The sequence below is a fragment of the Deinococcus hopiensis KR-140 genome, from assembly GCF_900176165.1.
Lineage (GTDB): Bacteria > Deinococcota > Deinococci > Deinococcales > Deinococcaceae > Deinococcus > Deinococcus hopiensis.
Genome location: NZ_FWWU01000001.1, coordinates 52,550 through 74,512 on the forward strand (window position 1 = coordinate 52,550; position 21,963 = coordinate 74,512).

The window sequence follows — 21,963 nt, forward strand, 5'->3', positions numbered from 1 at the left end:
GTTGGAGGAGGAGTTGCAATGAAACTGTTTACCATAGGCGATAGTATCTCCCAGGGATACATGTCTCTCTCCGCCGCTCGAACTGATCTTTCTTTTTCGAATCTAATTGCTAGAAAGCTGGGTCTCAATATTGGGTATTGTCAATCACCAATTAACAACTTAGATTATACATATCCATTCTGGCCGGAAAATGGAATTGGAATAAATATAGAGGCTATTTTAAGGCGGCTCAATCAGAGATACGGCAGTAACATAAAGGGTCTGGAATGGCTCACCGTTCTCCAAGAAATCAATTCCGTTCTCGATGCATCAGAAGATTATTACGAGCGAGGGGGGGGAGCGCATTATCAACAATATGAAAATGGCAATGTCGAATATTTTAACAACATATCTATCTTCGGAATGAGGATATCTGACGCATGGCTCCTCACCCCAAAGATCTGTCAGAGTGAAATAAAAACAGGGAGCAGAGATGGTTTTCTTTCGGGTAGTGATTATTTTTGGTATCGTACTGCTTTAAAGGTATTAAACCCAAGTTTATCTCTTGTTCACTATCAGAAAACCCCTCTAGACTGGTTAGAATATCATTCGAAGAGGGAAGGGGTGGAAAACTTGGTGTTATGGTTGGGGGCAAATCATGCTCTTGGCACGGTAATTAGTTTAAGTGTCAATCAAACTCCTGACCTACCCAATATTGAAGGAATGCCATATTATGAGAGAAGGAATAAAAAATGGAACCTATGGCATCCTAATGACTTCAAAAGAGAATACGAAGAGTTAATAAATAGAACTGTTGAGGCTATTGGAAATAATAATGGTCAGCATTGCAGAATTTTTCTTGCAACTATACCCATCGTTACCATAGCCCCCTTAATAAGAGGCGTAGGAGAGAAGTATAACATTGAAGTAACAGATCATATGGATCAAAAGATCGAGTATACTTATTATAAGTATTATACCTACTTTCCCTTCGATGAACAGACAGCTATAGATACGGGAAAATACCTAACCGTAAGCGATGCAATCCATATAGATCGCTGTATTAGACAATTCAATAGAATTATAGTCGAGATCGTTAAAAATTTTCAACATACGAACATAACGCTCCATCTGGTTGACATAGCTGATTACCTTGAGAAGCTGGCATGGAAGCGCAACAATGCAAATCCAAGATCCAATTTGCCGGATGCGCTTGAGTTCATCTACCCACCTATTAATACGAAGTACTACGATGTAAATCCAGATGGAAGAATGATCCAGGGCGGAATTTTTTCTCTAGACGGTGTTCACCCTACGGCTATAGGACAAGGACTACTTGCATGGAAATTTCTAGAAGCTATGAGGGTTGCAGGTGTTGCAGATATAAATAATAATCTTGTCGATGAAGAACTTAATTGGCCAGAGATTATATCCAATGATACTCTTTATTCCAGCCCTCTTTCTTCCATGCAAGATATGCTCAGAAAAGCAGAATTGGCTGGACATATTCTCGGCGCAATAGAACGGCTTCGAAGGTGAATTTCATCGTAGCAACTTTCTGGTATTGAGAACGGTTATTACGCTAAGCAGTTGCAAAGTAAGCGTCAGGGTGCGGCGTTGAGCGTGCCTGATACGTTCCGGGCATGATTGCGCCGTTCGAGGTTGTTCAGCTCCGCCGATCCGACGACGTGCAGGAGCGCGAGGGGGAATGGCGGTGCAGCCCTGCCCGCGCCCGGTCCTTGATGCTCACGCCGGAAGCGGCTTCCACCGTGGACCGCCTGGCACAACTCTCCGCTGGGATCGATCAGCCCAACCCGCATGGGCGTCCGCAGGCGAGTGCCACGGCAGACATGCACACTTGCCGGTAAGCAGGCAGAGAAGGCGAGGTGGCCGCAGCAACAGTTGCGGTCACCTCGCTTCTTCACTGGCCCCGCAAGTGCTCTCTCAGCCGATCATCGGCCCATTTGCCGTATACCCGAGCCGTCTGCACGTCGCTGTGGCCTAGGTGTTCGGCCACGTCTTGGAGTTGAAAACCTGCACGGATCAGGCGCGTGCCCGCCAGATGTCGGAGGGCATGAAGACCCAGGTACGGAACGCCGACCCGGTTGCACAGGGTCCGCAAGCGCGCACGGGCCGCTTCTGGCGTTCGGCCAATCACAAACACGTCGGAAGCCCTAGGCCCCAGGTCGTGCAGGTCTGCCACCAGGGAACTGGAGAGCAGGACGCGCCGCGCCTTCCCGCCCTTCCCGTTCTGGACGGTGAGCGCTCCGCCATCGAGGTCCAGGTCTCCCCACTTCAGGCCTGTGATCTCAGAAGCCCGCAGGCCGGCGATTCCACCCAAGCGCAACAGCACGCGCATCTCGACAGGAGCTGCGTCGAGGAGTTTTTGCACGTCGCTGTCGGGATAGGGTTGCCGTTTGTCCCAGGCGCGGCGCTTGTCCTTGCGCGGTTTGACGTCCACGAAGGGATCGTCCCTCGTGGCCTTGGCCCAGCGCAGGGCGGCGTACAGGGCGCGTGCCCCAGCCAGCAGCACGCCGAGGGAAGCGGGGGATTTGCCAGCCTCCTCCAACCCGCGCACCCACAGGTCGGCGTATTCCGGGTCCGGGTGCAGCACCTTGACGGCGTTGCTGTACGCGTACCCCAGCCACATGCGGCCTCCCAGGCGGTACTTCCGCAAGGTCTCTTGGCTGACCTGGCCATGGGTCCGGACGTGGTGCGCTTCGAGGAGACCCAGCAGCGTGGCGCTGTCCTGTTCCGCCACAGCGGCCATGGCCCGGCGACGGCGCTCCTCCGACTGGAGGCTCACCCATTCCCGCGACGCTGCAAGTTGGCCGTGCTTATAGAGGTCGAGCGTCATTTGCCTTCTCCCTTCTGATCCTCGGCAAAGTTCTTCTTCAGGGCCGCTGCCCGTTCAAGAAGGTCCGCGGTGGAGTTCAAGCTGTGTACGCTCGCGCCCGCAAAGAGGAGGGCCAGAGCGCCCGCCAACAATCCACCTCCCACCGTGAGAATGTGGTTGACCGTGATCTTGGTGCCCAGAAGAGGCAAAGCGACGTCTTGGTCCTGGAGGTACTTCCCGGCGCTAAAAATCCCAAAGATCAGCAGGAGCGCTCCCAGAGCTCCGCCAGCCCGGTTGGGTCCCAGGAAGAAGGAGATGCGTGACCAGACCCGGACGTCCGCAGCACGAGCGGAGGCCGCGACGTGGAGCAGGGCCGCTCTGGAATAAGGCAGCAAGGCCTCCAGTAAAGGACGCTCACGGCTGAACCCCAGCTGTAATTGTTTCAGTGTGTCTGCACGGCGATCCTGCCACTCCCGAACGATGGAACTTCCCTCTGTCCAAATGCAGATGCTGATGAGCACCAACGCGATGAGCGCAAGGGCAAGGGTGACCCAAGTAGACCCGAACGGAATCAGGAGCAGCAGCAGACAGGCCCCCGTTCCCCACCAGGTCCAGAGGGTCCGACTGTAGGACGGGTCGCGCTGGGGCTGATCAGCTGCCCCCCTCCCCTCTTCGGCATCCTTGAGCAGCAACTTGTGGAGCTTCTCAATTTCTGTCAGGAGATCTTGGGTGGGATTGGTGGAGGGGGACTCGCCTGAGGTTAGTTCTTGAGGGTCTTGAGTGGTGACGGGTGTGGTCATGGAGATGGTGTGTAGTGTACACGAATGCTTTTTGGTAATACACCTTACCGGAAAGGTACCAAATTTGGGGGCACAGGGACTGATAAAGTGTCCCTATGACTGAAAGCGTCACTACTGAGCAAAAGGTGTACTCCGGGCAGCTCGGACCCAAGTATCGCGTGATCCTTCCCCGTGCCGTGCGTGATGCCCTTCATGTGGAAGAAGGGGACACCTTGATGTATGTGGTGGAGGGAGAGCGAGTTCAGCTCACTACAAGGCGGCAACTGGCCCAGGAGCTGTACGGGAGCTTGGCCGAAGGAGATGGGCGCGACTTTACTCAGGAACATTTGGAGGAGCGGCGTGCCGAGGCTCAGCGGGAGAAGCCTTGAGTCGTCCTGTGCTCCTGGATGCCAGCGCGATCATTGCCTACATCCGTAAGGAACCTGGTGGGGAAGAAGTGCTTCAAGCCCTGATGCAGGGCAAGCAGGACTTTCTGGTGTCTGCCGTTCAATTGGTCGAGGTGGAGGGCAAGTTGGTCAGTGACGGCAGCTTCACTCCAGAGCAGGTTCGCAGCCGGATTCACCGACTTGGACACCTGCTTGAGGTCGTGCCGTTCGAGGCAAGGGCACAGAAGGCCGCAGGGTTCTACTATGCGCGCCGCCGTCCCTACGATCTCAGCCTAGGCGATGCCTTGTGCCTCGGTCTCGCGGAAGTCCTGGGTGCAGACGTGATGACGGCGGAGCAGACCTGGGCGACCATCCCCGATCTCCCCTTTCAGGTCCTTCTGATCCGCCGCCCTTCTGGAGAAGGAGCCTAAAATGGGGCGGCATCCCTGTAACATCCCCCTCAACTCTGTTCCAGGCGTTCTGGCAACTTAATGCCGGTAGGCTGGTGAGTTGTGACTGACCGGAAGCCCTACCGCCACCGTTTTCCCCTGAACGTCATCGGTTACGCCCTGTGGCTCTACCACCGCTTCCCTCTCAGTCAGCGTGACGTTCAGGAACTGCTCCACGAACTTGGTATTCGGGTCAGCCACGAAACCCTGCGTCAGTGGAACATTAAATTCGCTCCCCTCCTCACGGAGGAACTGCGCCACCGGGAACCCCGCCGGGGTTCTCGGTGGCATCTGGATGAGATGTGCGTCCAGGTTGGTGGGGTGAAGCATTGGTTGTGGCGAGCGGTAGACGAGCACGGCAACGTGCTCGACCTCCTTCTTCAGGAACACCGAGATACCGAGGCGGCCAAGTCCTTTTTTGTCCGCCTGTTGAGGCAACACGACGTGCCGGAGGTCATCCACACTGACAAGCTGTGGAGTTACGGGGCGGCCCTACGAGAACTTCCTGTGCTCCACACCGTGGAGCACCTTCAGGTCGTGTCCACCGCCCGCTGTAACAACATTGTGGAACAGTCGCATCGCCCCACCCGGCAGCAGGAACGTGCTCAGCTCGGCTTCAAACGACGACGGCGAACGCAGGAATTCCTCGCCCTGCACGCCCGCGTCTCGAACCTTCACCGCCATACCCGAACGACCACCCCAGCTGCCCTGAGACGAAGCAACCAAACCACAGCACTGCTTCTCTGGCAAGAGGTATTGCAGCAGGCGGTTTGAGAATCAAACCGCCTGCTGAGCGACTCCGGCCCCCTTGAGGTTAAGTTGCCAGAACCGGCCAAAGTCATCCTCAGCTCCCTTCCAGAGCGGTGCTCCGGGGTAACAGGGCTCGAAGCAATGGCACCTCCGCTTTAGTAGTTTCTGCCTCAATTAGCTGCAAAATCTGTTCGGCCCGCGCGCGCAATGTGGCTTCCACACGAAAACTCTGCTGCTCATCTATCAATAGGGATTCGGGCACGAGGTGGCTGGACATGCTTTGCCGCAGGTTGGAATTTTTTCCTATTTTCGACGTACCATTCAGAAATTCATTGAGGTAAACAAATGGTTGTTTGTCGCTGGCCGAAAAATTGGCATCTTTGGGCATCAGCACGCGGTTTAGCACCGAATCCATGATGCTCTCTGGATCAGAGTCGTCTTGTTGCTTGGCTGTTTTTCGTAGGAAGGCGCGCGGAAAAAAGTGATGGTCATGCAAGTCTTTCACGGCTTCCACTCCGGTGCCAAGCAACGCATTGCTGCGCCAGTCCCGCAGGCCCTGTGTTTTCATGCCTTCTGCATTGAAGTGCAGCAGATTAAGCACGCCCCGATACACGGCGCTTGAAGAGCGGTTATAGCTGAACAGGTCGCTGACATCTAGCGTAGGCCGTAAGCGAGCAAAGGCGGCAGCCTCAGGCGGCTCGCGACGTGCCACCTGCTGTAAAGCGTGAGCATCTTGCACAATTTTGTCGTTAGTGGCCGCCGAATACCGCTCCGAAAATACGACAGACCAGTACCACCAGCGTAAAAGTTCCCACTGCTCCTGGGAGGGTGCAGATTGACCTTGCGCCTTCAATTCTCGGAAAAACATCATTAGCGGCAGCAGGAGGTTGTCATAAGGCAGCCACTTAATGGCCACGATCAGGCGTTGAGATTTCAAAAATTCCACTGTTTTTACCAGCAGATCCGTCATTTCATCCCAATGAGCCAGAAAGTCTTGCGCTCTGAGTTCTTTGAGCAGTGGCCCCTTGTCAATCTTATCAACCCCTTTGAGAAGCGCGACGCCACGCACCATCAGTTCACGGTTGTTGGGCAAATGGGGATATTGGTCGGCAAACTCTTCAAACTTTTCCCGTAAATTGAAGCTGCCGAACACCTTTGCGGCCAGAATATCCGTGAAGTTGAGTTGTACGCCTTTGCTGTTGCTGCGCTCGAAGAAAGTGGTGAACTTGTCCAGATTCATATCAAGCAGATAGTAAGAGAGTAGCTGCGGCTGCTCGAACATGGTTCTGAACTTGTGCAACAGTTGCAGGAATATCCGGAAGCCCTGCTTGTTTGCCTCTGCGTCGCCCTTTGCAATCAAAGCCACGCCATATGCCGTTTGGCCCTCAAAATAATCGCGGACTTCGTCGTCCATCGGGAGGTCTTTCATGAAAGAAAACGCGTAATCCAACGGTACGCTGAGCTGCTCGGCGCTATCATCGCCTACGATTTCACCCAGCAATTCTTCCAGCGATTTATCTTTAAGGATGGTTGCATCGCCCCAGTCTGGGCGTAACCGGAAGTACACCTTGTCGATACCCCGCAGGGCACGGTAAATGCTGGTCGTGCGCTGTTGGCCGTCTAACAAAATCTTTAGTCCGCGCATTTGACTGGCCTGTACCATTTCCACTTCGGTGTAGTGCTTGCGCTTGGGTTTTTCCCGGCTGCCTTTGCCTTTGCGGGGTCGCATGTCCACTTCGCGCAGCGTCATTTCGAAAGAAGGCTTGCCATAAATCACGCTACCTACAAAAATGCCGCGAATCAGGCTGTCAAAGAGGTCATAGGTCTGTTGAAGATCCCAGACAAAATCGCGCTGGAACTCGGGCAGTAGCACAACGGGCGGCTTGTGTTCCAGCTGATCTACAAGATTTTTCAGGCTTTCGCTGTTTGCGTTCTCATGTGCAGTTGTCATGCTGCCTCCTAGCCAACTGAGGTTTAAACGGCGCCGGACTCCAAAGTGCTCTTATGTGAGGTTTCCGAAGGGGTCGAAGAATTCGAGTTCCAACGCCTTCAGTTGATCCAGCCTCCCAGGCGCGCAAGGTCTCTGAGAGCCGTGGGGACATCCAGTTGATCTTCAACGTACGCCTCGGCCAGTAAGCCTGGAGGCACCAGCGGATCGAACTTCCCAGGACCTCCTGCGCCTGGTCGATTGAGGAACACCTCGCGGAGGCGCAAGCGCACGGCTTCTTCCGATGGAAGGTCCCTCGCGAAGGTCGCCAGTTCCTCCGGACGGGCACTTACGATTAAGGAGTACGGGGTGTCGCTCGACGCGGTCAAGGAGGCTCCCCCACTTTCTCCAATGGCAGTCATGAGCCGGAGCAGGGTTTCATGCACGCGAGTGCCGCGCCAGGGGAGCAGAAGGGTGTGTCGGTCGCTCAGCGCATGTACGTTTCCCTCGAGAAGATTCGTGGCTCGTGCCAGGGCACGGGCTTCTTCCAGGCGATCTTTCGCCCGAGCCTGCAAGTACGAATATGTCACCTGCCCTTCGAGTACGTCGCGCATCTTGTGCACCACGCGGTCATGCACTTCGCCTCCACTGCTGAGCCACACACTGGTATTGCGCCCCCGTTCTCTCCGCACGAAAACCTGCCGACGAGTCTCATCCACATCCATGACCCGCCAGGCTCGACCAACCAGGGAAATCACCCGGCCCACTTCCGGCGCACTACTCAGCGTTCCTATCTGCCCGGGACCGCTGAACACCGCGTACTCCGGTACATCGGGAAACACCGCGAAGAAATGCCAGTCGCTGACGAGCCGCTCGCCAGCCAGACCGAGGATGAGTCCACCCTCGTCCGTTCGTTGCACATGATCTCCCGCCAGGAGATGCAGCAGCAGAGTGCGGTACTGCTCCTGCGTGACGTGCCGGAAAGGCGTCAAGGTCAGCACCCGCGTCGCTAACTCTCGTGGAGCCATCTCCCCGTATTGCTCGAGTGCCCCGAGCGTCTGGTGAACCAAGAGACTCCAGGGAAGTTTAGGTTGCCGGGCCGGTTCCACCCAGCGCTCCTCCAAGTACAGCTGCACTGTCGCAATCGACTGAAGCAGGGACCAAGGCAGGCGTTTATGAGGGGGGTCCGTGTCCCGGTACGGGCGCTCCAGCGTGGAGAAAATCATCTCTCCAGGGTTGCCCCGCCTGCCTGTGCGTCCCAGACGCTGCACGAAGCTCGACACGCTCGGCGGCGGTTCCACCTGCAGTACGCGCTCAAGTTCACCCAGATCAATGCCCAGTTCCAGGGTCACCGTCGCGATCGTGCAGGCTGGCCGCCCCTCCTCACGCATGGCCCGCTCTGCATCCTCCCGGTAGGCTGTGGCGACGCTGCCGTGATGCACGTGGTAGATGTCCGGCGTGGCGTGACCCTCCGCGAGGTCGCGTAAGGTCACGCCCGTTTCCTCCACGTCATGCCGGGTGTTGCGGAAGATCAGGCTTTTACGCCCGAGCGTCCGCTCGTACAACTGCTGATAGAGTTCCGGCGTTTCGTCCAGCGGACCAAACTCTTCCTTCCCCTGAGCTTCATACCGGGGGAAATGCTCCAGCGCCAGGTGCAGGCGTCGCTTGCTGCCCGCGTCGTTCACCAGTTGAACTCCGCGCTGCGTCCCCGCCCGCAGCCAGTCCTGAGCAAGCCCGAAATCCCCTAGGGTTGCGGAGAGGCCCACGCGCCGCGGTGGCACGCGGGTGACACGCTCCAACCGCTCCAGCAAGCACAACACCTGCCGCCCCCGTTCGTCCCCCATGAAGGCGTGCACCTCATCGATGATGACGAAGCGCAGATCGCGAAACACATGGCTCAGCACTGAGGCCCGCCGCAGGAACAGGCCCTCAAGAGACTCTGGGGTGATCTGGAGGACCCCCCTGGGCTTCTCCAGCGTCTTCTTCTTGCGACTGACGCTGATATCCCCATGCCAGGCAGATGCGGGAATACCCGATTCCTCTAGAAGTCCGTCCAAGCGGTAGAACTGGTCATTGATCAGCGCTTTAAGCGGCCCGATGTACAGCACGCCAACACTCTGGGGTGGGTCCTGAGCCAGGAGCGTCAGAATCGGTAGGAAGGCCGCTTCCGTTTTTCCACTCGCTGTTCCACTAGCAATCAGGACATGATCGTCCGTATCCAGCAGGGCGGCGCACGCCGCTGCCTGCACCGCGCGAATCTCCGTCCACCCATGCTTCCAGATGTACTCCTGGATGAACGGTGCCAGGCGGGAGAACGGATCGGCCGTCACAGGTCGAACGCTGCGAACTCCGCGCTGGTCGGCGTTGGGACTTCCTCTTCTCTTCGCGCCTCACCCAGCACGTCAGTCTTCGAGGGCACGAAATCAGATCCCTTCACCATGCCGAGGAACGATTCCCCTGGGTTTTGCTGCAGCAGGTTGAGCACACTGACAAAATCTCGGGTGACGTCGCGTGGCGTGAGAAAGTTTCCGGCACCCAGTCGACCCAGCACCTCGGTCATGAACGCCAACAGGTCATCGTCGCTGATGGTGGAGGAATACCCGTAATGCAAGGCGTGTAGTCGCCGTAACGTGGTCAGTAGGGCGAACACTTCTTCATTGCTGAGTGTCTCCAGGCGCAACACTGGACCTGCGTAGTCCTGCAGGCCCTCACGAGCGAAGCGGCTCTGTTCCAAGCGACTGCGAAGCGCTTCATAGGAGAACAGCCCACGGCGGGTGTCCTCTACCAACTGCGGTGTTGCGCTGACCAGGAGCTGCAAGTACTGCGCCCGCCCTTGCAGGGTGTCGTTCAGCATCGTGAGGAGCTTTTCGTAGTTCGCATTGCGGGAGACGCTCTGCGTGATCTTGTAGAGGTTCACTGCCTCATCAATCACGACTACCAGGCCTGCGTAGCCGATGGACTTGACGAACTGGGCGAGCAACTTCACGTAGTCGTACCAAGTGTCATCGTCGATGATGACGCGCACGCCCAGCGCCTCTCGCGCTTCGGTCTTGGTGGAGTACTCCCCGCGCAGCCACTTCAACGCTGCATTCTTCAATTCATCATTCCCGAGTTGATGGCCTCGCCAGTAGGCACTGATCACGCGAGCGAAGTCGAAGCCGTGCACCAGCCCTTCGAGTTCATTCACCGCTTCATGAATACGTCCTTCAACGGCACTCCCGAAGGACGGGTCGTTCGGGGTGATGCCACTTGCGACGACCTGCCCCTGCACGCCGCTGATCCACTTCTCCAGCATGGCCGGCAGCGCACCACCATCCGGGCGAACGCGCGTGGATAGATTGCGTGCCAGTTCCCGGTACGTGGCCAGACCTTGACCACGACCACCGGTGAGGCGGCGTTCTGGGCTGAGGTCAGCGTCTGCCACCACGAAATTGCGGTTCATCGCGTAGTTGCGCAGGAGTTGCAATAGGAAGCTCTTCCCAGCTCCGTAGCGCCCGGAGATCACCCGAAATCCCGCACCGCCATCGGCGACGTTGGCGATGTCCCCCAGCAATGCCTCAATCTCAGGCTTGCGGCCCACGACGATGTGCTCGATGCCGATGCGGGGAACAACTCCGGCACCTAGGGAGCTGAAGAGGGCGGTTGTGATGCGTCTGGGGATCGTGGGGGGATGCGTCATGGGTCTGGGTTACTCCGGGAGGGTGAGGCTTCGCACTTGGAGTACGCGGCGGACATCATCACGGTACGCCACCTCAACCGTGAGGGGGTCGCCGTAGGGGTCAATCAGGATATCCCCGAGGGTGTCAAGGGCATGGGTGTTCAGATCTTCCAGGACGGCTGATGCGAGAGCGTGCCGAGCAGCAGTGAAGGCCTCCAGTTCCACCAGCGACAGGTCAGATTGCAGGAGGCGTGCCAGGATTTCCAGATGCAAGAGTGGCAGGACTTCGGCGAGGTCCTGCCACGGACCTTCGAGGCGTTTTGCGGGAGCGGTGAGGGGCTCTTCCTGCGGATACAGCAAGAAGTTCAGTTCCTCACGGTAATCCTCCACGGCGATGAGGAGCCCGCCTTCCTGCTGAAGTAGAACGTCACCCAGTGTGGATTCCGCGGCCTCATTCACCTCGTCCACCAGCGTACTGACGAAGGTGCCGAGGGGCAGTTGTACGTCACGCTCTGACATTTCCCAATCCTGATCGTGGAGTTGCCGCAGGAGGTCTTGCGCAGGAGGTGACATGGTGCCCAGAGCTGTGGCGAGAGTGTCCAGGTGAGCGGGGCGAGATCTAGGTGTATCCACCAGGAAAGGAGTGGTGGTCAAGGCCGATCCAGGTGAATCAAGAGCCGTCTCGGGCTGGTCTGCGGGTGGGCGTGGCGAAAGCGGTGCTGCTGCTGCTGAAGATTCCCCAGGCAGGCCTTCTTCGAGCAGGCGCTCCCGAATCTCCTCGGACTCCCGTTGCAAGATGGCCAGGCGGCTCAGGTCCAGCTGTACCCCGGTGGCAAGACGCTGCGGGGCAGGCAAGGTCGCCTGGGGGGCTTGCTGCTGAGGCAGCAGGTGGGCATCGAGATAGGCTTTGAGGTCTTCACTTAGGTCGATGTCGCGGAGGAGGAACTTGGTGCCTGCCTGCTTCCGAGCGAGATTCTCCGCGTGTCGGACACCTTGGGTGAGCAGCTTGGAGAGTTTCCCGTCCTGTGGGTAGCGCGGTACGGTGCCAATCGTGTAGGAGAAGGGAGGTCCCTCGAACACGGCGCCTGCGAACGCGCGTCTGTTGATCTGGGTGGCGGTTTTCGGTCCCAGGCGTTCGAATACCGATGTGCCGGTTGTCTCCCGGTAGAACTCGTCTATCAGGGTGATGGCGCGGTCGAACAAGGCATCGAGGGTGGCCTGGTCCTTGGCATCCCGGTAGAACTTGTTGGTGTTGGGGGTATACGTGATGAGGTGGCGGAACATCTCCTGGGGAACGTGCGTTCGGTCATCGCCTTCCAGCCAGTGCTGGATGAGCAGGTTCGCCCGGTCCTCCCCATGGTCCACCGTGAGATCGCTTCTCCCGTACGCCTTGGCCTCTTCCAACCAGGCTTGCTTTTCTGCTTCACCCAGTTCGTAGTAGTGAACGAAGTCCGTCAACCAGGATGGGAGGTAGTCGTCGAGCCGAGGATGGGATTCCCGGTACCTGTGCCAGAGGCGGCGGAGGTGCTGGAATGCGGCTTCTGGATGGGGAAAGCCCACGCCATGGATGACCTCATAGGCGTGAAGGAAGAGGTAACTCAAATCGGTTTCAAGCGCTTCTCCTGCGCGGAAACGTGCGCGCCAGAAGAAGTACCAGGCGGCCTGAGCTTGATTGAGGACGTGGTAGTTGGTCCAGTAGGACTGGAGTGGTACAGGCTGGGCGTTCTTGCGCGTCTCGTTCACACGGCGGCGGGCTTCTTCAAGGAATGAGCCGATGTAGGCGTGGTGGCTGTGCAACTGCTCCCAGCGGCCCTGCTGTCGCCCCGTCTGCCGTTTGAGGGCCTTGGCCTCTGACGAAGTTCCCGATGAGGTGGCGGTGATCCACGGCAGGGTTGGCATGGTTGGTGCGGTCGCCAAGCTTTCCGCTTCTGCAAGTGCTGGCATGGGTTCCCGAGGGGCACGAAAGGGTTGCCCTAAGCCCTCCAGGTGGTGGGGGACCTCTGGCACCATGTTCGAGCCACTGACTTTGGGTTGTTGTCGACGCACGTCCAGCGTGGCGACCAGGTAGCGGCGCATGTTCCGGAGAAGATTGGGGATGACGGCCAGGGGATCGTGCTGTGGCCCTTCCAATATGGGGAGGGGACCTTGCTTGGCAGGAAGGCTCGAAGTCCTTGACGTGTCTACCAGGGAGTTGTGTTCAGCGGGCAAACGTCCACTGGAGTCATGACAATGGGGAAATACCGGCTCTGGTCGGGCGGGTGCGACCAGATTGTGGGTGAATGGGGGGGGAGCGATTTGAATTGAACGGTTGGGCAGGGAAGGAGGGGGCCGAGAGGTATCGGAGCCGGACAGGCCTGGTTCTTCCAAGTCGATGACCGCGAAGTTGAGTTCTGGCGTGACTGTGTTATGACCGCCTTGTTCCTTCCTTGGCAGCTTTGAAAGGTCGGCTTCCAACGTTTCCTTCCGGCTTCCGTCAGGTGTGAGAAGCTCAAGCGTGACGGGGCCACACACCTGTCGTACCACCTGAGCGAGCTGATCGAATTTTTGCGTTACTTGTCTGCCACGGAAGACCTCCTTCTCATCGAATGTAATGCGGACATACCCTGGCTCGACGTGGAACTGGGCTGGCTTCAAGAACGCACGCATCTGCATGGTGCTTCGCTGGATGACGGCGCTTCCCCACTGATTCTGGGAGAGCGGAACGTTCCGGCGAGGCGGCGGCGCACTTGGGCTGGAGAGAGTTTCCAGCGGTCCTGTGGGCTGCTGAGTGTAGACGCCCTCCGGCGTGACGATTTCCAGCTCTACTGGTCCAAAGGTTTTGAGGACGGCCTGGGCGAGTTCGTTGAAGAGGCGGGTGATCTGCCGGGCATGAAAAAGGCTCTTCTCGTCATACGTGACGCGGATGCGGGAGTCATCGCCGTGCACTTCAGCCGGCTTTAGGAATGCGCGCACCCGCATGCTGGCCGTCCAGGTGAAGTTCTGCCATCGGGGGTCCAACCGAAGATCCGGGAGGGGTGCCGTGGTGGGTGTGGATTCCGGAGGTTCATAGGATGGGGGCACGTGTTGAACCTCCGACGAATGAAGGAACCCTCGCAGGTCAAGTGATGTTGCAGCTCGTCGGCGCTCCTGTTCAAGGAGTGCCGGCCCTTGTGGCTACGAACTTGCAGGGTATTTTCGCAGGATGTTTGCGAGGAGTACGTCGAGCGAAACGCAGCCGAGCTGGATGGACCGCTCCCTTACTTCTGTGCAGCCACCAGGTTTTACCAAGTGGCCGCACAGTCCAAATTCTACGAAAGATGTTGTTGGAGGAGCTCGACCGTATTCCTAAATCTCTCTCGATCGAAGCGATTGCGTTCATCCGTAAAAAGATCAACAGCCAGAGCCAAAGCGTCGTCTCTTATTAGCTTGAAGTCGTGTCGATCCGCAATATCCAGCATCTCCTGCTCTTTACTGACAGGAATCTCTAACCAAGAGTCAACTCTCCCTGAATTTATTTCCCCAAGGTCACTCAAAGCCCGGGGGAGATCATTGAGCATGACTAATTGCGGGTACTGATAGTATTCATCATCCCCGCTGAATGCCTTCGTACCCTCGAAGTCTTCCAGATCAAAGTGATCATCCCCGAGGATTCGACGTGCATCTTCATTCGTGAAGCCTTCTGGCTTGTTGGTGTAGACCAAGCTAGCTAACATGCTTTTTGCAGAAAGGCAGATGATTCTGTCTTCCAGCGGAGTTTCACTACGATGATCTGGAACGACCCCGTAAAAGTAAGTTGCCATGCACTATCCTACCTATTTTGGTGCTGCCCCCTGACGCTTTCTCACTCATCGAGGACGGGGAAGTTTGTTGAGAGGGAACCGGGTCTTCATCTCCTCCGCCAGCCGTGCGGCGGTGCCGGGCCAGTCCCTCAACCCGGGATGGTCGAAGTTCCCGTCCTGTCCACAGTCGAACGACGGATCGACCAGAGCACGGAGGTAGGTCAAGCCCAGCTGCCAGTCGAGCAGGCCGTGGGCGTGCTGGTTTCCGTAACGCAGCAGGCGGCGGTAGCAGGCGGCGTCGCAGTCCCGATGGTCCTCTGCCTATTCTGCATTTGGCTCGTTCGGTGGGTTGTAATTGGGTGGTCAGGCGCCCTGGGTGAGGCATGGTGGCAATGGTGACCGGGCAGATGTTGCCCTGGTGATACAGCTCGCTCAACAAGTCATCTGTTAAGTGGAAAGCCACAAGCTCAGGAGTTGGCGGGGGCACCAAAATTGCAAGTCCCTCTCCCTTGCAGACGCACCAAGTCCTGCTTGGAAAATACTCTTATTGCAAAGGTGTACACCTTTGTTTAAGCTCATTCTGTGACGAACGACTCCCGCACGCTTGTGAAGACCCGCGAGCTGCGCACGAAGTTGCCGGAATACCTCGCCCGCGTCAAGGCGGGCGAGCGGCTCGTAGTAGAGCGGCACAGTGAGGCTGTAGCGGCGCTCGTGCCACTCGCAGACTACTGGCGCCTGCATCACGACCGCGTTCGGGCACGTTTCGGAAAGGACTCCATGAACACGCAACGTATTGTCGTGACGAACGTCTCTGGCGGTGAGGGTAAGACGACAACTGCGCGCGAAGTCGCGTATGCCCTTGCCTCACGTGGTTACCGCGTCGGCCTGGTTGACCTCGATCCACAAGCTTCCCTGACCAAAAGCCTTGGGCTGCACGACCCGCAGGAGGACGGCACTCCTCCCACTGCCCTGCTGGAGGACGCCCCGGCGCTCAGCGTCTTCGCACGTGACGGGACAATGCTGCCCTCCCCCACCAGCGTCTACGGCGTAGATGTGTGGCCAGCCAACGCCTCCCTCGGCGGGGCTGACGCCCTGCTCGCCACGGACCCCAGCCGTCTGCATAACTTGCGCGACGCGCTAGACGCCCTCACGGGGTACGACTTCCTCTTCCTTGACACCAAGCCCAGTCTGTCCCACCTGCTCTACGCCTCTGTGGCCGCTGCCGATCACCTTGTGGTCCCGGTCAACGGCATCAAGGGCATGGAGAACCTGGAGGAACTCGGCAAGTTGCTCAAGCTCGCCCGGCCTGTGAGCCCACGGATCGGCGTTCGGCTCTTTGTGCCCAACCGTATCCGCCCCAACCTCAACCATCACAAGAACATCATGGCGACGCTGCAGCAGTACGCGGCTATCGCGCCAGTGAGCCGCGCCATTGGAGACCGTGTGCCTGTCGTGGGCGGCGCGTTGGAAGCGCGGCAACCCGTCGTGGTGCATCGCCCACGCAGTGAGGCGGCGCTTGAGTATCAGGCTGTGGCAGACGACCTGCTTGCCGCGCTGGGTGTGTCCCCTTCCTCCACGCTCTCCCCCACTGAGCCTGCAGTGGAGGAGGCGCTGTGACAAGGCGTCACACAGCGACGGTGCTGCCGGGTGTGCCGCGAGGGGCGGCCCTTGATGCCCTGGGAGGCGTAGAGCAAGCTGCCGCGATTCACGTCATGCCCAACCTCGTGCAGCCTCAGCCGGGCTTCAACCCTAGAGGCCGTTACCTGCGCCCGGGGCAGGACCCGTTCTCTCCGGAGGCCCTTGCAGATCTCACCGCGAGTATTCGGGAACATGGGGTGCTTACGCCCCTGCTGGTGCGACCCCGCCCAGGGGGTTATTGGATCGTCGCAGGAGAGAGGCGCTGGCGGGCATTCGAGGCCGCGCGGGCCCTCGACGCTCAGGAAGGCCTGCCAGAACGTTCGGGCCTGCGTACCCTTCCGGTAGTGGTGCGCTCCCTGTCGGACGTGGAGGCCGAGGAGTTGGCCCTGATTGAGAACGGCCAGCGTGAGGACCTTGACCTCGTGCAGGAGACGCTGTTGGGCTTCGACTTGCTTGCTCGTCACACGGGGCTGCCGCGCGATGAGCTGCCCGCCTATCTCACCCGCGCGCGCAATTACCCGGAGCGCGACGAGTTTGGTGTGGCCGACTTGCTCCGCCGGACTTTCGGCACGGGGCTGAGCGTGTGGGTACAGCAGAGATCGAAGATTCTGCGGTTGACCTCAGAGGAGCGAATGGCCGTGCAGACGGGGCGGCTTGATGCGAAGGTGGCGTATCAGCTGCTTGCCCTGCCTGAAGGAGCCGAGCGGCAGGGGGTTCTGCGAGCGGCAGTAGAAGAACACTTGACGAGCGCTCTGGTGCGTGAGCGGGTTCAGAGGGTACTGGGAGTGGCCCGTAGCGAAGCGCATGCGGAGGCGGAAGGCTTGCGCCGCATGTTGGGGCGCGTGGACCGTCTGTCTGACGACCGGGCGATCCAGGCTCGGGAATTGATGCAGCAACTCCGTGCCTTACTGGAGGAAGACAGTCCACGAAAGGCCCGCCGCTAACGGCAAATAGAGCACTTGCTAAGAACTGAAGAGGGCTTATCCACCCGGTGGATAAGCCCTCTCTCCTGTTGGCTACGGTTGTGAATCTCACAGAGTAAAGTCGCATTCGAGGCCACTGCCCACCATGCGTTTCCCACGACAATGCCCCTCCCTGTTCACGTCTGAGGGCATTGAGTTCGGAGATGTTCCCTCGCCTCCCGGCAGCGAAGACCTACCAAGGAGACCGTATGACCATACCCCCATCTCTTGCGTATTTTCTCAACATCGACCGCACAGGGGATTACGACAGTCAGAGTGGGAACTACAGATCGTCGCGTCTCGACCTGGATGAACGGCTGGCCGCGCTGGAGAAGGAGATTCGCGCTGCCAAGTCAGAGGCACCGCTTCACCTCGTTCTCTTCGCACACGGTGGCCTCAATACTGAGCGCATTGGGGCCGAGACTAACCTTGGGGTACAACAGAAGATTGTGGGCAAGCTGGGCAGCTCGGCGCACCTGTTCGCCTTGTTGTGGGAGAACGGCTTGTGCGAGACATTGCAGCACGTGGCCGGACAGACGGCTCTGACTGAACTGGTGGAACAGGCGAAGCGGTCCTACAACGCTCCACCCAAAGTGATCTTTGAAAACCTCAGCAGTCTCAAACGGCTTGACCCCCCTGGACTCAAGCCGCAGGGCTATGAACTGTACGCCTCCTCATCCAGACGACAACTGGTCCGGCTCATGCGCTCGTCCGGGCAAAGTGACACCTTGGAAACCTTGCCTGTATTCAGGTCGCTGACAGCCAGGAGCGATACCCCTTATCAAACGGTGGCGCGTTCCCTTATGGAGCAAGCGACTTCCGATGAAGTGGCCCGCCGTATCGTGCGGCGATTTGAAGCAGACGTGGCTTCCGCGCGGTTTGCTCCGCAGCGGCAGCTCAACACTTTTTCCTTCCTGAATTCGGGAGGCTCTTTTGACGGTCACGCACCTGACGAGGCTGCCTTCGCACGGTGGCTCAAGGGTTTGGTTGCTCGCGTGGTGAGTTCGGCGCGGCACGTCGTGGGTGCGGTGAACGGGTGGAGTCTGGAGGTGCGGCGGTACGTTATGGAAGAACTGGCACGCGCGCTTGGCCTGGTGGATATCGCGCGCAGTGGATGGCAAGCGATGAAAGACATGGCCAAGTGGACCTTTGGGGATGGCGTGAGTAAGGACGTCGCTCAGGGCCGTGAGATGCCTGGACGCCTTCTTGTTCAGCGGTTGATGGACTGGCGGCAGGCGTATCCGGAGCAGTTTCAGATGTCCTTGATTGGCCACAGCGCGGGCACGATTCTACATAGTCGTCTTCTCGAAGCGGCGAACGTCGTGTGGCAGGACAAGCCGTCCGGCCCTCCGCTGTTTAAAAACCTCGTGTTCCTCGCGGCCGCCATTTCCTACGCTGACTTCGAGAACCGTGTGCTGGCCCATCAACATTTGTTCGAACGTTTCCTTGCGTTGGGCCTCAAGGACGGGCACGAACAGGACAGTGGTGACGCACTGAACGGGTTGTACCCGGCATCCCTGCTTTACATCGTGAGTGACGTATTGGAAGCAGTCCCTGGAGAGCAGCTGGTGGGGATGCAGAAGTTCCTTAATGCCCCTGGGTACTCGCGCGCCAAAGCGTTCCTTAAGTCCTCCGACCGCATCTTGTGGACTCCCAAAAACGGAGTATCGGAACAGCGTAGCCATAGCGGCTTCGCGACAGAATCAGTAACAGCGGCGTACTTGGCGCAATGGCTTTGAAGGAACGCTGGGACTTATTTAGCAGGGAACGCCGTTTAGGGCTTGAGGCTGGGGTAGCCGAGTAGGACGGAGACGAGGAAAAATGGAGACGGTATGTGCAGATACCGTCACCATCATAGTTTAGGTCGTCGTGCGGTGATTCGTCAGCTCCACCGTTGGGCGAAGCGGCACTTCAGCGATCAGAAGCGATTTAAGCATCAGAAGCTGACGGATGCCCTGCTCGTGGCCCTCTTGCTCGCTCGCTTCGTGTTCAAGCAGCCGTATCGCTCGATCTGGTGGAACATGTTGAGGGAAGACCGCGTCGGTCTTCCCTCCTACATCCAGGCGTACATGCGAAGCGTGCGTCTGCTGGAACGCCTCGAAGCCTTGGTCAGCCCCGCCAAACGCTGTGCAGAAGTGATCATTGACTCCATGCCGCTCCCGGTGTGTCGCCCGAAACGAGGCAAGCGGTGCAAGTTCCCGGGAGCGAAATGGGGGTTTGGGACCCAGGGCGACGTGTACGGGTACAAGCTGCATGCCTGGGTGACACCCGCAGGGGAGATCGTCCAGTCCCTCCTCAAACCCGCCAATCTTCACGACACCACCGTCAGCGATGAGTTGAACCGGAGGTGGCCTGAGTTCGGCGGGCCAAAGATCATTGGGGACAAGGGCTATTGCTGCCTGGGCTACCTGTTCCCACCCAAGAAAAACACCCGCTATGACAACGGGTGGCGGCAAGACCGCCACCCAAAGCTCCGCAAACGCATTGAAACCGTCTTTTCACAATTGGTCGAAGCTCAAATTCGCTCCGTTCAGACCAAAACACTTCCCTCTCTCCGGCTCCGCGTCGTCCTGGCTGTCCTCGCCCATAACCTCGCTCAGCCCTAAACGGCGTTAGAAACTGAACTTGTCGATGTTGCTCTTGTCAAACACGGTCAAGGGTCCGAGGATGACCACACCGTCCTTACCAATGGTCCGCTGCCCGAGCTTACCGGCGTTGAATTTCTCCCCTTCTTTTCCAGTGATCTGGCCACTGACTAGGGCCGCTGCCGCGTAGGAGGCCAGGTACCAGAGTTCTTCCGGATTCCACAAGGCGAAACTGGAGTGAACCCAATCGAGCGGACCGCAGGGCAAGTCACATCTGGGCGGTAGTGTAGCGGGCGGCGAACTCGGCGGGTGGAACGTACCCCAGGCTGGAGTGCAGTCGGCGACGGTTGTACAGGTCCGCAATAAAGAACTCGATGTGTCGTCGAGCGTCGTCCAGATCGACGTATTCTTGCAGATCGACCTCCTCAGTCTTCAGGGTCTTGTAGAAGCTCTCCATTTTGGCGTTGTCATAGGGATTGCCTGTCCTGGACATACTTGGCGTGATTCCTGCGGACCGCAAGCGGTCCACGTACACCCGACTGGCGTATTGCACGCCCTGGTCCGAATGGTGCAGCAGACCGGGGGCAGGACAACGCGCTGCAAGCGCGTTGTTGAGCGCTGCCAGCGGTAAATCTGCGTCCAGAAACTTTGACATGGACCAGCCCACCACCTCACGGGTAAAACCGTCCAGCACGCAGGCCAGGTACACAAAGCCTTGGCGGACTCGCACGTAGGTCAGATCGGCTTGCCAGACCTGATCTGGCCGTACTGGGACGACTTCGCGTAGCAGATTTGGGAAGCGCTTCTCGTTGTGGTTGGAATCGGTTGTCGCCCGATAGCGGCGCTTCGGGCGGCAGAGCAACCGGCGTTCCCGCATGACTCTCAACACGCGCTTGTGGTTCACTGGGCGGCCTCGTCGGGCCAACTCGCGGGTGACACGCCGATATCCGTATCCGTCGAACTCCACCACTACGGCCTCAATGTCCTGGGACAACGCCTGATCGGCGTCCATCTCCTCCCGGCCCTGCTGTTCGTAGAACCACGAGCGATTAACCCCGTGCAGCTCACACAGACGACGCACCGACACCTCTTTTGGGCGCGCTCCGCGCATCCTCGATCATTTGGTGCCTTGTTTCGAGCGGTACGTCGCCAACGACTTTTTTAGGATTGTGTTCTCCAACGACAACTGCCCGCAAAACCGTTCCAACTCGGCGATTCGCTGTTCCAACGACTGGTCGGGCTTGGCCTGGTCGGTGAAGGCCATTTCCCCACGCACCTCGACCTCCTTCCGCCAGCGGTGGATCAGACTGGGCGAGAGAGCGTGTTCTCGGCAGAGCTGAGCGGTCGTCTTTTGACCCCCGTCAACTTGATTCACGATGTCGAGCTTGAACTCACGGCTGTGGGTACGTCCGGGCATACGGGCTCCTTCGGTGCCGTCAGCCTACGGGCTGACGGGGACGAAGTGCTTGGCCTCTTGGTCCGCTCCTAAGGGTTCAGTCCACCCGATACTTCCGGTCCTCACTCGGATCCACAGGGCGGTCATCCATTCCCCGCGCAATCTGGTACATATGCGCCCCATGCGATCCAAACTCACGGGTGAATCGCTCCAAGGAGACTTGCCGTAGATCCGCTCCTGTTTGGACGCCCATCTCCTGCAGTTTGGTCGCAGTTACCGGGCCAATCCCGTAGAACTCCCCTACCGGCAAGCACAGGATCAACGCGTCCGCTTCCTCAGGCAGGATGACCGTCAGACCATCCGGCTTGTTCATCCCGCTGCCGAGTTTGGCGAGCATCTTGTTGAAACTCACGCCAGCGGAGACGGTCAGCCCTCCCGTGCGTTCCTGCACCAGCCGCTTGATCTCCCGAGCGATCAACGTCGCACTTTTTGGTCCCTGTTTCGGGTCCGTGAGGTCGAGGTACGCCTCGTCCAAGCTCAGTGGCTCAACCAAGTCCGTGAATTCCAGGAAGACGCTCTGGATGATCCGGCTTGCTTCCCGGTACGCGTCCATGCGGGGCTCGACCACGATTAGTTGGGGACAACGGGCCAGAGCTGTCCGCAAGGACAGAGCACTCTTCACGCCGTACTGCCTTGCTTCGTATGTCGCCGTCGTCACCACGCTGCGGGGACCCTTGTACGTGACAGCCACCGGCTTCCCACGGAGGCTCGGGTTGTCCCGGAGTTCCACACTCGCGAAGAAGGCGTCCGCATCCACGTGCACAATCTTCCGCATGAGTCAGCGCAGAGTAGCGAGGACG

At 58.4% G+C, this 21,963-nt stretch carries 21 protein-coding genes; 10 read left to right on the plus strand and 11 right to left on the minus strand.

The features are described 5' to 3' along the window. Window positions 1-18 precede the first annotated feature (18 nt). Entirely contained in the window at window positions 19-1,518 is a 1,500-nt protein-coding gene (locus B9A95_RS31230; protein ID WP_139806306.1) for a hypothetical protein, read from the plus strand. 104 nt (window positions 1,519-1,622) lie between these two features. Next, window positions 1,623-1,847, plus strand: a complete 225-nt coding sequence (locus tag B9A95_RS00230) for a hypothetical protein (RefSeq protein ID WP_084044970.1) — start codon at window positions 1,623-1,625, stop codon at window positions 1,845-1,847. 53 nt (window positions 1,848-1,900) lie between these two features. Here the strand turns inward: B9A95_RS00230 and B9A95_RS00235 are convergent, their stop codons facing one another. Together B9A95_RS00235 and B9A95_RS00240 are read right to left on the minus strand one after the other, a co-directional pair. Then, window positions 1,901-2,836 carry a tyrosine-type recombinase/integrase gene (locus tag B9A95_RS00235; protein ID WP_139806307.1) on the minus strand — a complete coding sequence of 312 codons (936 nt, stop codon included), beginning with the start codon at window positions 2,834-2,836 and terminating at the stop codon, window positions 1,901-1,903. Then, window positions 2,833-3,615 carry a hypothetical protein gene (locus tag B9A95_RS00240; protein ID WP_139806308.1) on the minus strand — a complete coding sequence of 261 codons (783 nt, stop codon included), beginning with the start codon at window positions 3,613-3,615 and terminating at the stop codon, window positions 2,833-2,835. The genes B9A95_RS00235 and B9A95_RS00240 overlap by 4 nt, the downstream gene beginning before the upstream one ends. A gap of 95 nt (window positions 3,616-3,710) precedes the next feature. Here B9A95_RS00240 and B9A95_RS00245 point away from each other — a divergent pair, with 95 nt between their 5' ends. From B9A95_RS00245 to B9A95_RS00255, 3 genes are all read left to right on the plus strand, one after another. After that, window positions 3,711-3,983 carry an AbrB/MazE/SpoVT family DNA-binding domain-containing protein gene (locus tag B9A95_RS00245; protein ID WP_084044972.1) on the plus strand — a complete coding sequence of 91 codons (273 nt, stop codon included), beginning with the start codon at window positions 3,711-3,713 and terminating at the stop codon, window positions 3,981-3,983. Next, window positions 3,980-4,411 (plus strand): PIN domain-containing protein, encoded by a 432-nt coding sequence (locus B9A95_RS00250; protein WP_084044973.1) that lies wholly within the window; start codon window positions 3,980-3,982, stop codon window positions 4,409-4,411. Before B9A95_RS00245 ends, B9A95_RS00250 begins: the two co-directional genes overlap by 4 nt. 81 nt (window positions 4,412-4,492) lie before the next feature. After that, window positions 4,493-5,203, plus strand: a complete 711-nt coding sequence (locus B9A95_RS00255) for an IS6 family transposase (RefSeq protein ID WP_084044974.1) — start codon at window positions 4,493-4,495, stop codon at window positions 5,201-5,203. 70 nt (window positions 5,204-5,273) lie between these two features. Here the strand turns inward: B9A95_RS00255 and B9A95_RS00260 are convergent, their stop codons facing one another. From B9A95_RS00260 to B9A95_RS00275, 4 genes are all read right to left on the minus strand, one after another. Continuing rightward, on the minus strand, window positions 5,274-7,130 hold the full coding sequence (locus B9A95_RS00260) for a DUF262 domain-containing protein (RefSeq protein ID WP_084044975.1): 1,857 nt from the start codon (window positions 7,128-7,130) through the stop codon (window positions 5,274-5,276). 98 nt (window positions 7,131-7,228) lie between these two features. Continuing rightward, entirely contained in the window at window positions 7,229-9,436 is a 2,208-nt protein-coding gene (locus B9A95_RS00265) for a DEAD/DEAH box helicase (protein WP_084044976.1), read from the minus strand. Further along, the gene (locus B9A95_RS00270; RefSeq protein WP_084044977.1) at window positions 9,433-10,785 is read right to left on the minus strand and encodes an ATP-binding protein; all 1,353 of its coding nucleotides are present in this window, start codon (window positions 10,783-10,785) and stop codon (window positions 9,433-9,435) included. The genes B9A95_RS00265 and B9A95_RS00270 overlap by 4 nt, the downstream gene beginning before the upstream one ends. 9 nt (window positions 10,786-10,794) lie before the next feature. Beyond that, a complete protein-coding gene (locus B9A95_RS00275) occupies window positions 10,795-12,840 on the minus strand; it encodes a TerB N-terminal domain-containing protein (RefSeq protein ID WP_212648206.1) in 2,046 nt (681 codons plus the stop codon). 537 nt (window positions 12,841-13,377) lie between these two features. Between B9A95_RS00275 and B9A95_RS33045 the strand changes: the two genes are divergently transcribed. Continuing rightward, window positions 13,378-13,704, plus strand: coding sequence for a hypothetical protein (locus B9A95_RS33045; protein WP_170928340.1), 327 nt, complete (start codon window positions 13,378-13,380; stop codon window positions 13,702-13,704). A gap of 347 nt (window positions 13,705-14,051) precedes the next feature. Here the strand turns inward: B9A95_RS33045 and B9A95_RS00280 are convergent, their stop codons facing one another. Continuing rightward, the gene (locus tag B9A95_RS00280) at window positions 14,052-14,543 is read right to left on the minus strand and encodes a hypothetical protein (RefSeq protein ID WP_139806310.1); all 492 of its coding nucleotides are present in this window, start codon (window positions 14,541-14,543) and stop codon (window positions 14,052-14,054) included. Between the two features lie 561 nt (window positions 14,544-15,104). Here B9A95_RS00280 and B9A95_RS00290 point away from each other — a divergent pair. From B9A95_RS00290 to B9A95_RS00305, 4 genes are all read left to right on the plus strand, one after another. Beyond that, window positions 15,105-16,139 carry a type II toxin-antitoxin system prevent-host-death family antitoxin gene (locus tag B9A95_RS00290; protein ID WP_084044981.1) on the plus strand — a complete coding sequence of 345 codons (1,035 nt, stop codon included), beginning with the start codon at window positions 15,105-15,107 and terminating at the stop codon, window positions 16,137-16,139. Beyond that, complete coding sequence (locus B9A95_RS35990) at window positions 16,136-17,104, plus strand: ParB/RepB/Spo0J family partition protein (protein WP_139806311.1); 969 nt, start codon at window positions 16,136-16,138, stop codon at window positions 17,102-17,104. Before B9A95_RS00290 ends, B9A95_RS35990 begins: the two co-directional genes overlap by 4 nt. 227 nt (window positions 17,105-17,331) lie before the next feature. Further along, entirely contained in the window at window positions 17,332-18,861 is a 1,530-nt protein-coding gene (locus B9A95_RS00300) for a hypothetical protein (RefSeq protein WP_084044983.1), read from the plus strand. A gap of 93 nt (window positions 18,862-18,954) precedes the next feature. Continuing rightward, window positions 18,955-19,728, plus strand: a complete 774-nt coding sequence (locus B9A95_RS00305) for an IS982 family transposase (RefSeq protein WP_084044984.1) — start codon at window positions 18,955-18,957, stop codon at window positions 19,726-19,728. A gap of 6 nt (window positions 19,729-19,734) precedes the next feature. On the opposite strand, the gene B9A95_RS00310 is transcribed toward B9A95_RS00305, so the two are convergent. From B9A95_RS00310 to dinB, 4 genes are all read right to left on the minus strand, one after another. Beyond that, window positions 19,735-19,932 (minus strand): type 1 periplasmic-binding domain-containing protein, encoded by a 198-nt coding sequence (locus tag B9A95_RS00310; RefSeq protein ID WP_245808062.1) that lies wholly within the window; start codon window positions 19,930-19,932, stop codon window positions 19,735-19,737. A 43-nt stretch (window positions 19,933-19,975) separates the two neighbouring features. After that, entirely contained in the window at window positions 19,976-20,818 is an 843-nt protein-coding gene (locus B9A95_RS00315) for an IS3 family transposase (protein ID WP_084044985.1), read from the minus strand. Between the two features lie 6 nt (window positions 20,819-20,824). Next, on the minus strand, window positions 20,825-21,124 hold the full coding sequence (locus B9A95_RS00320) for a transposase (protein ID WP_084044986.1): 300 nt from the start codon (window positions 21,122-21,124) through the stop codon (window positions 20,825-20,827). A gap of 76 nt (window positions 21,125-21,200) precedes the next feature. Further along, a complete protein-coding gene (dinB, locus tag B9A95_RS00325) occupies window positions 21,201-21,938 on the minus strand; it encodes a DNA polymerase IV (protein WP_084044987.1) in 738 nt (245 codons plus the stop codon). Window positions 21,939-21,963: the final 25 nt, after the last annotated feature.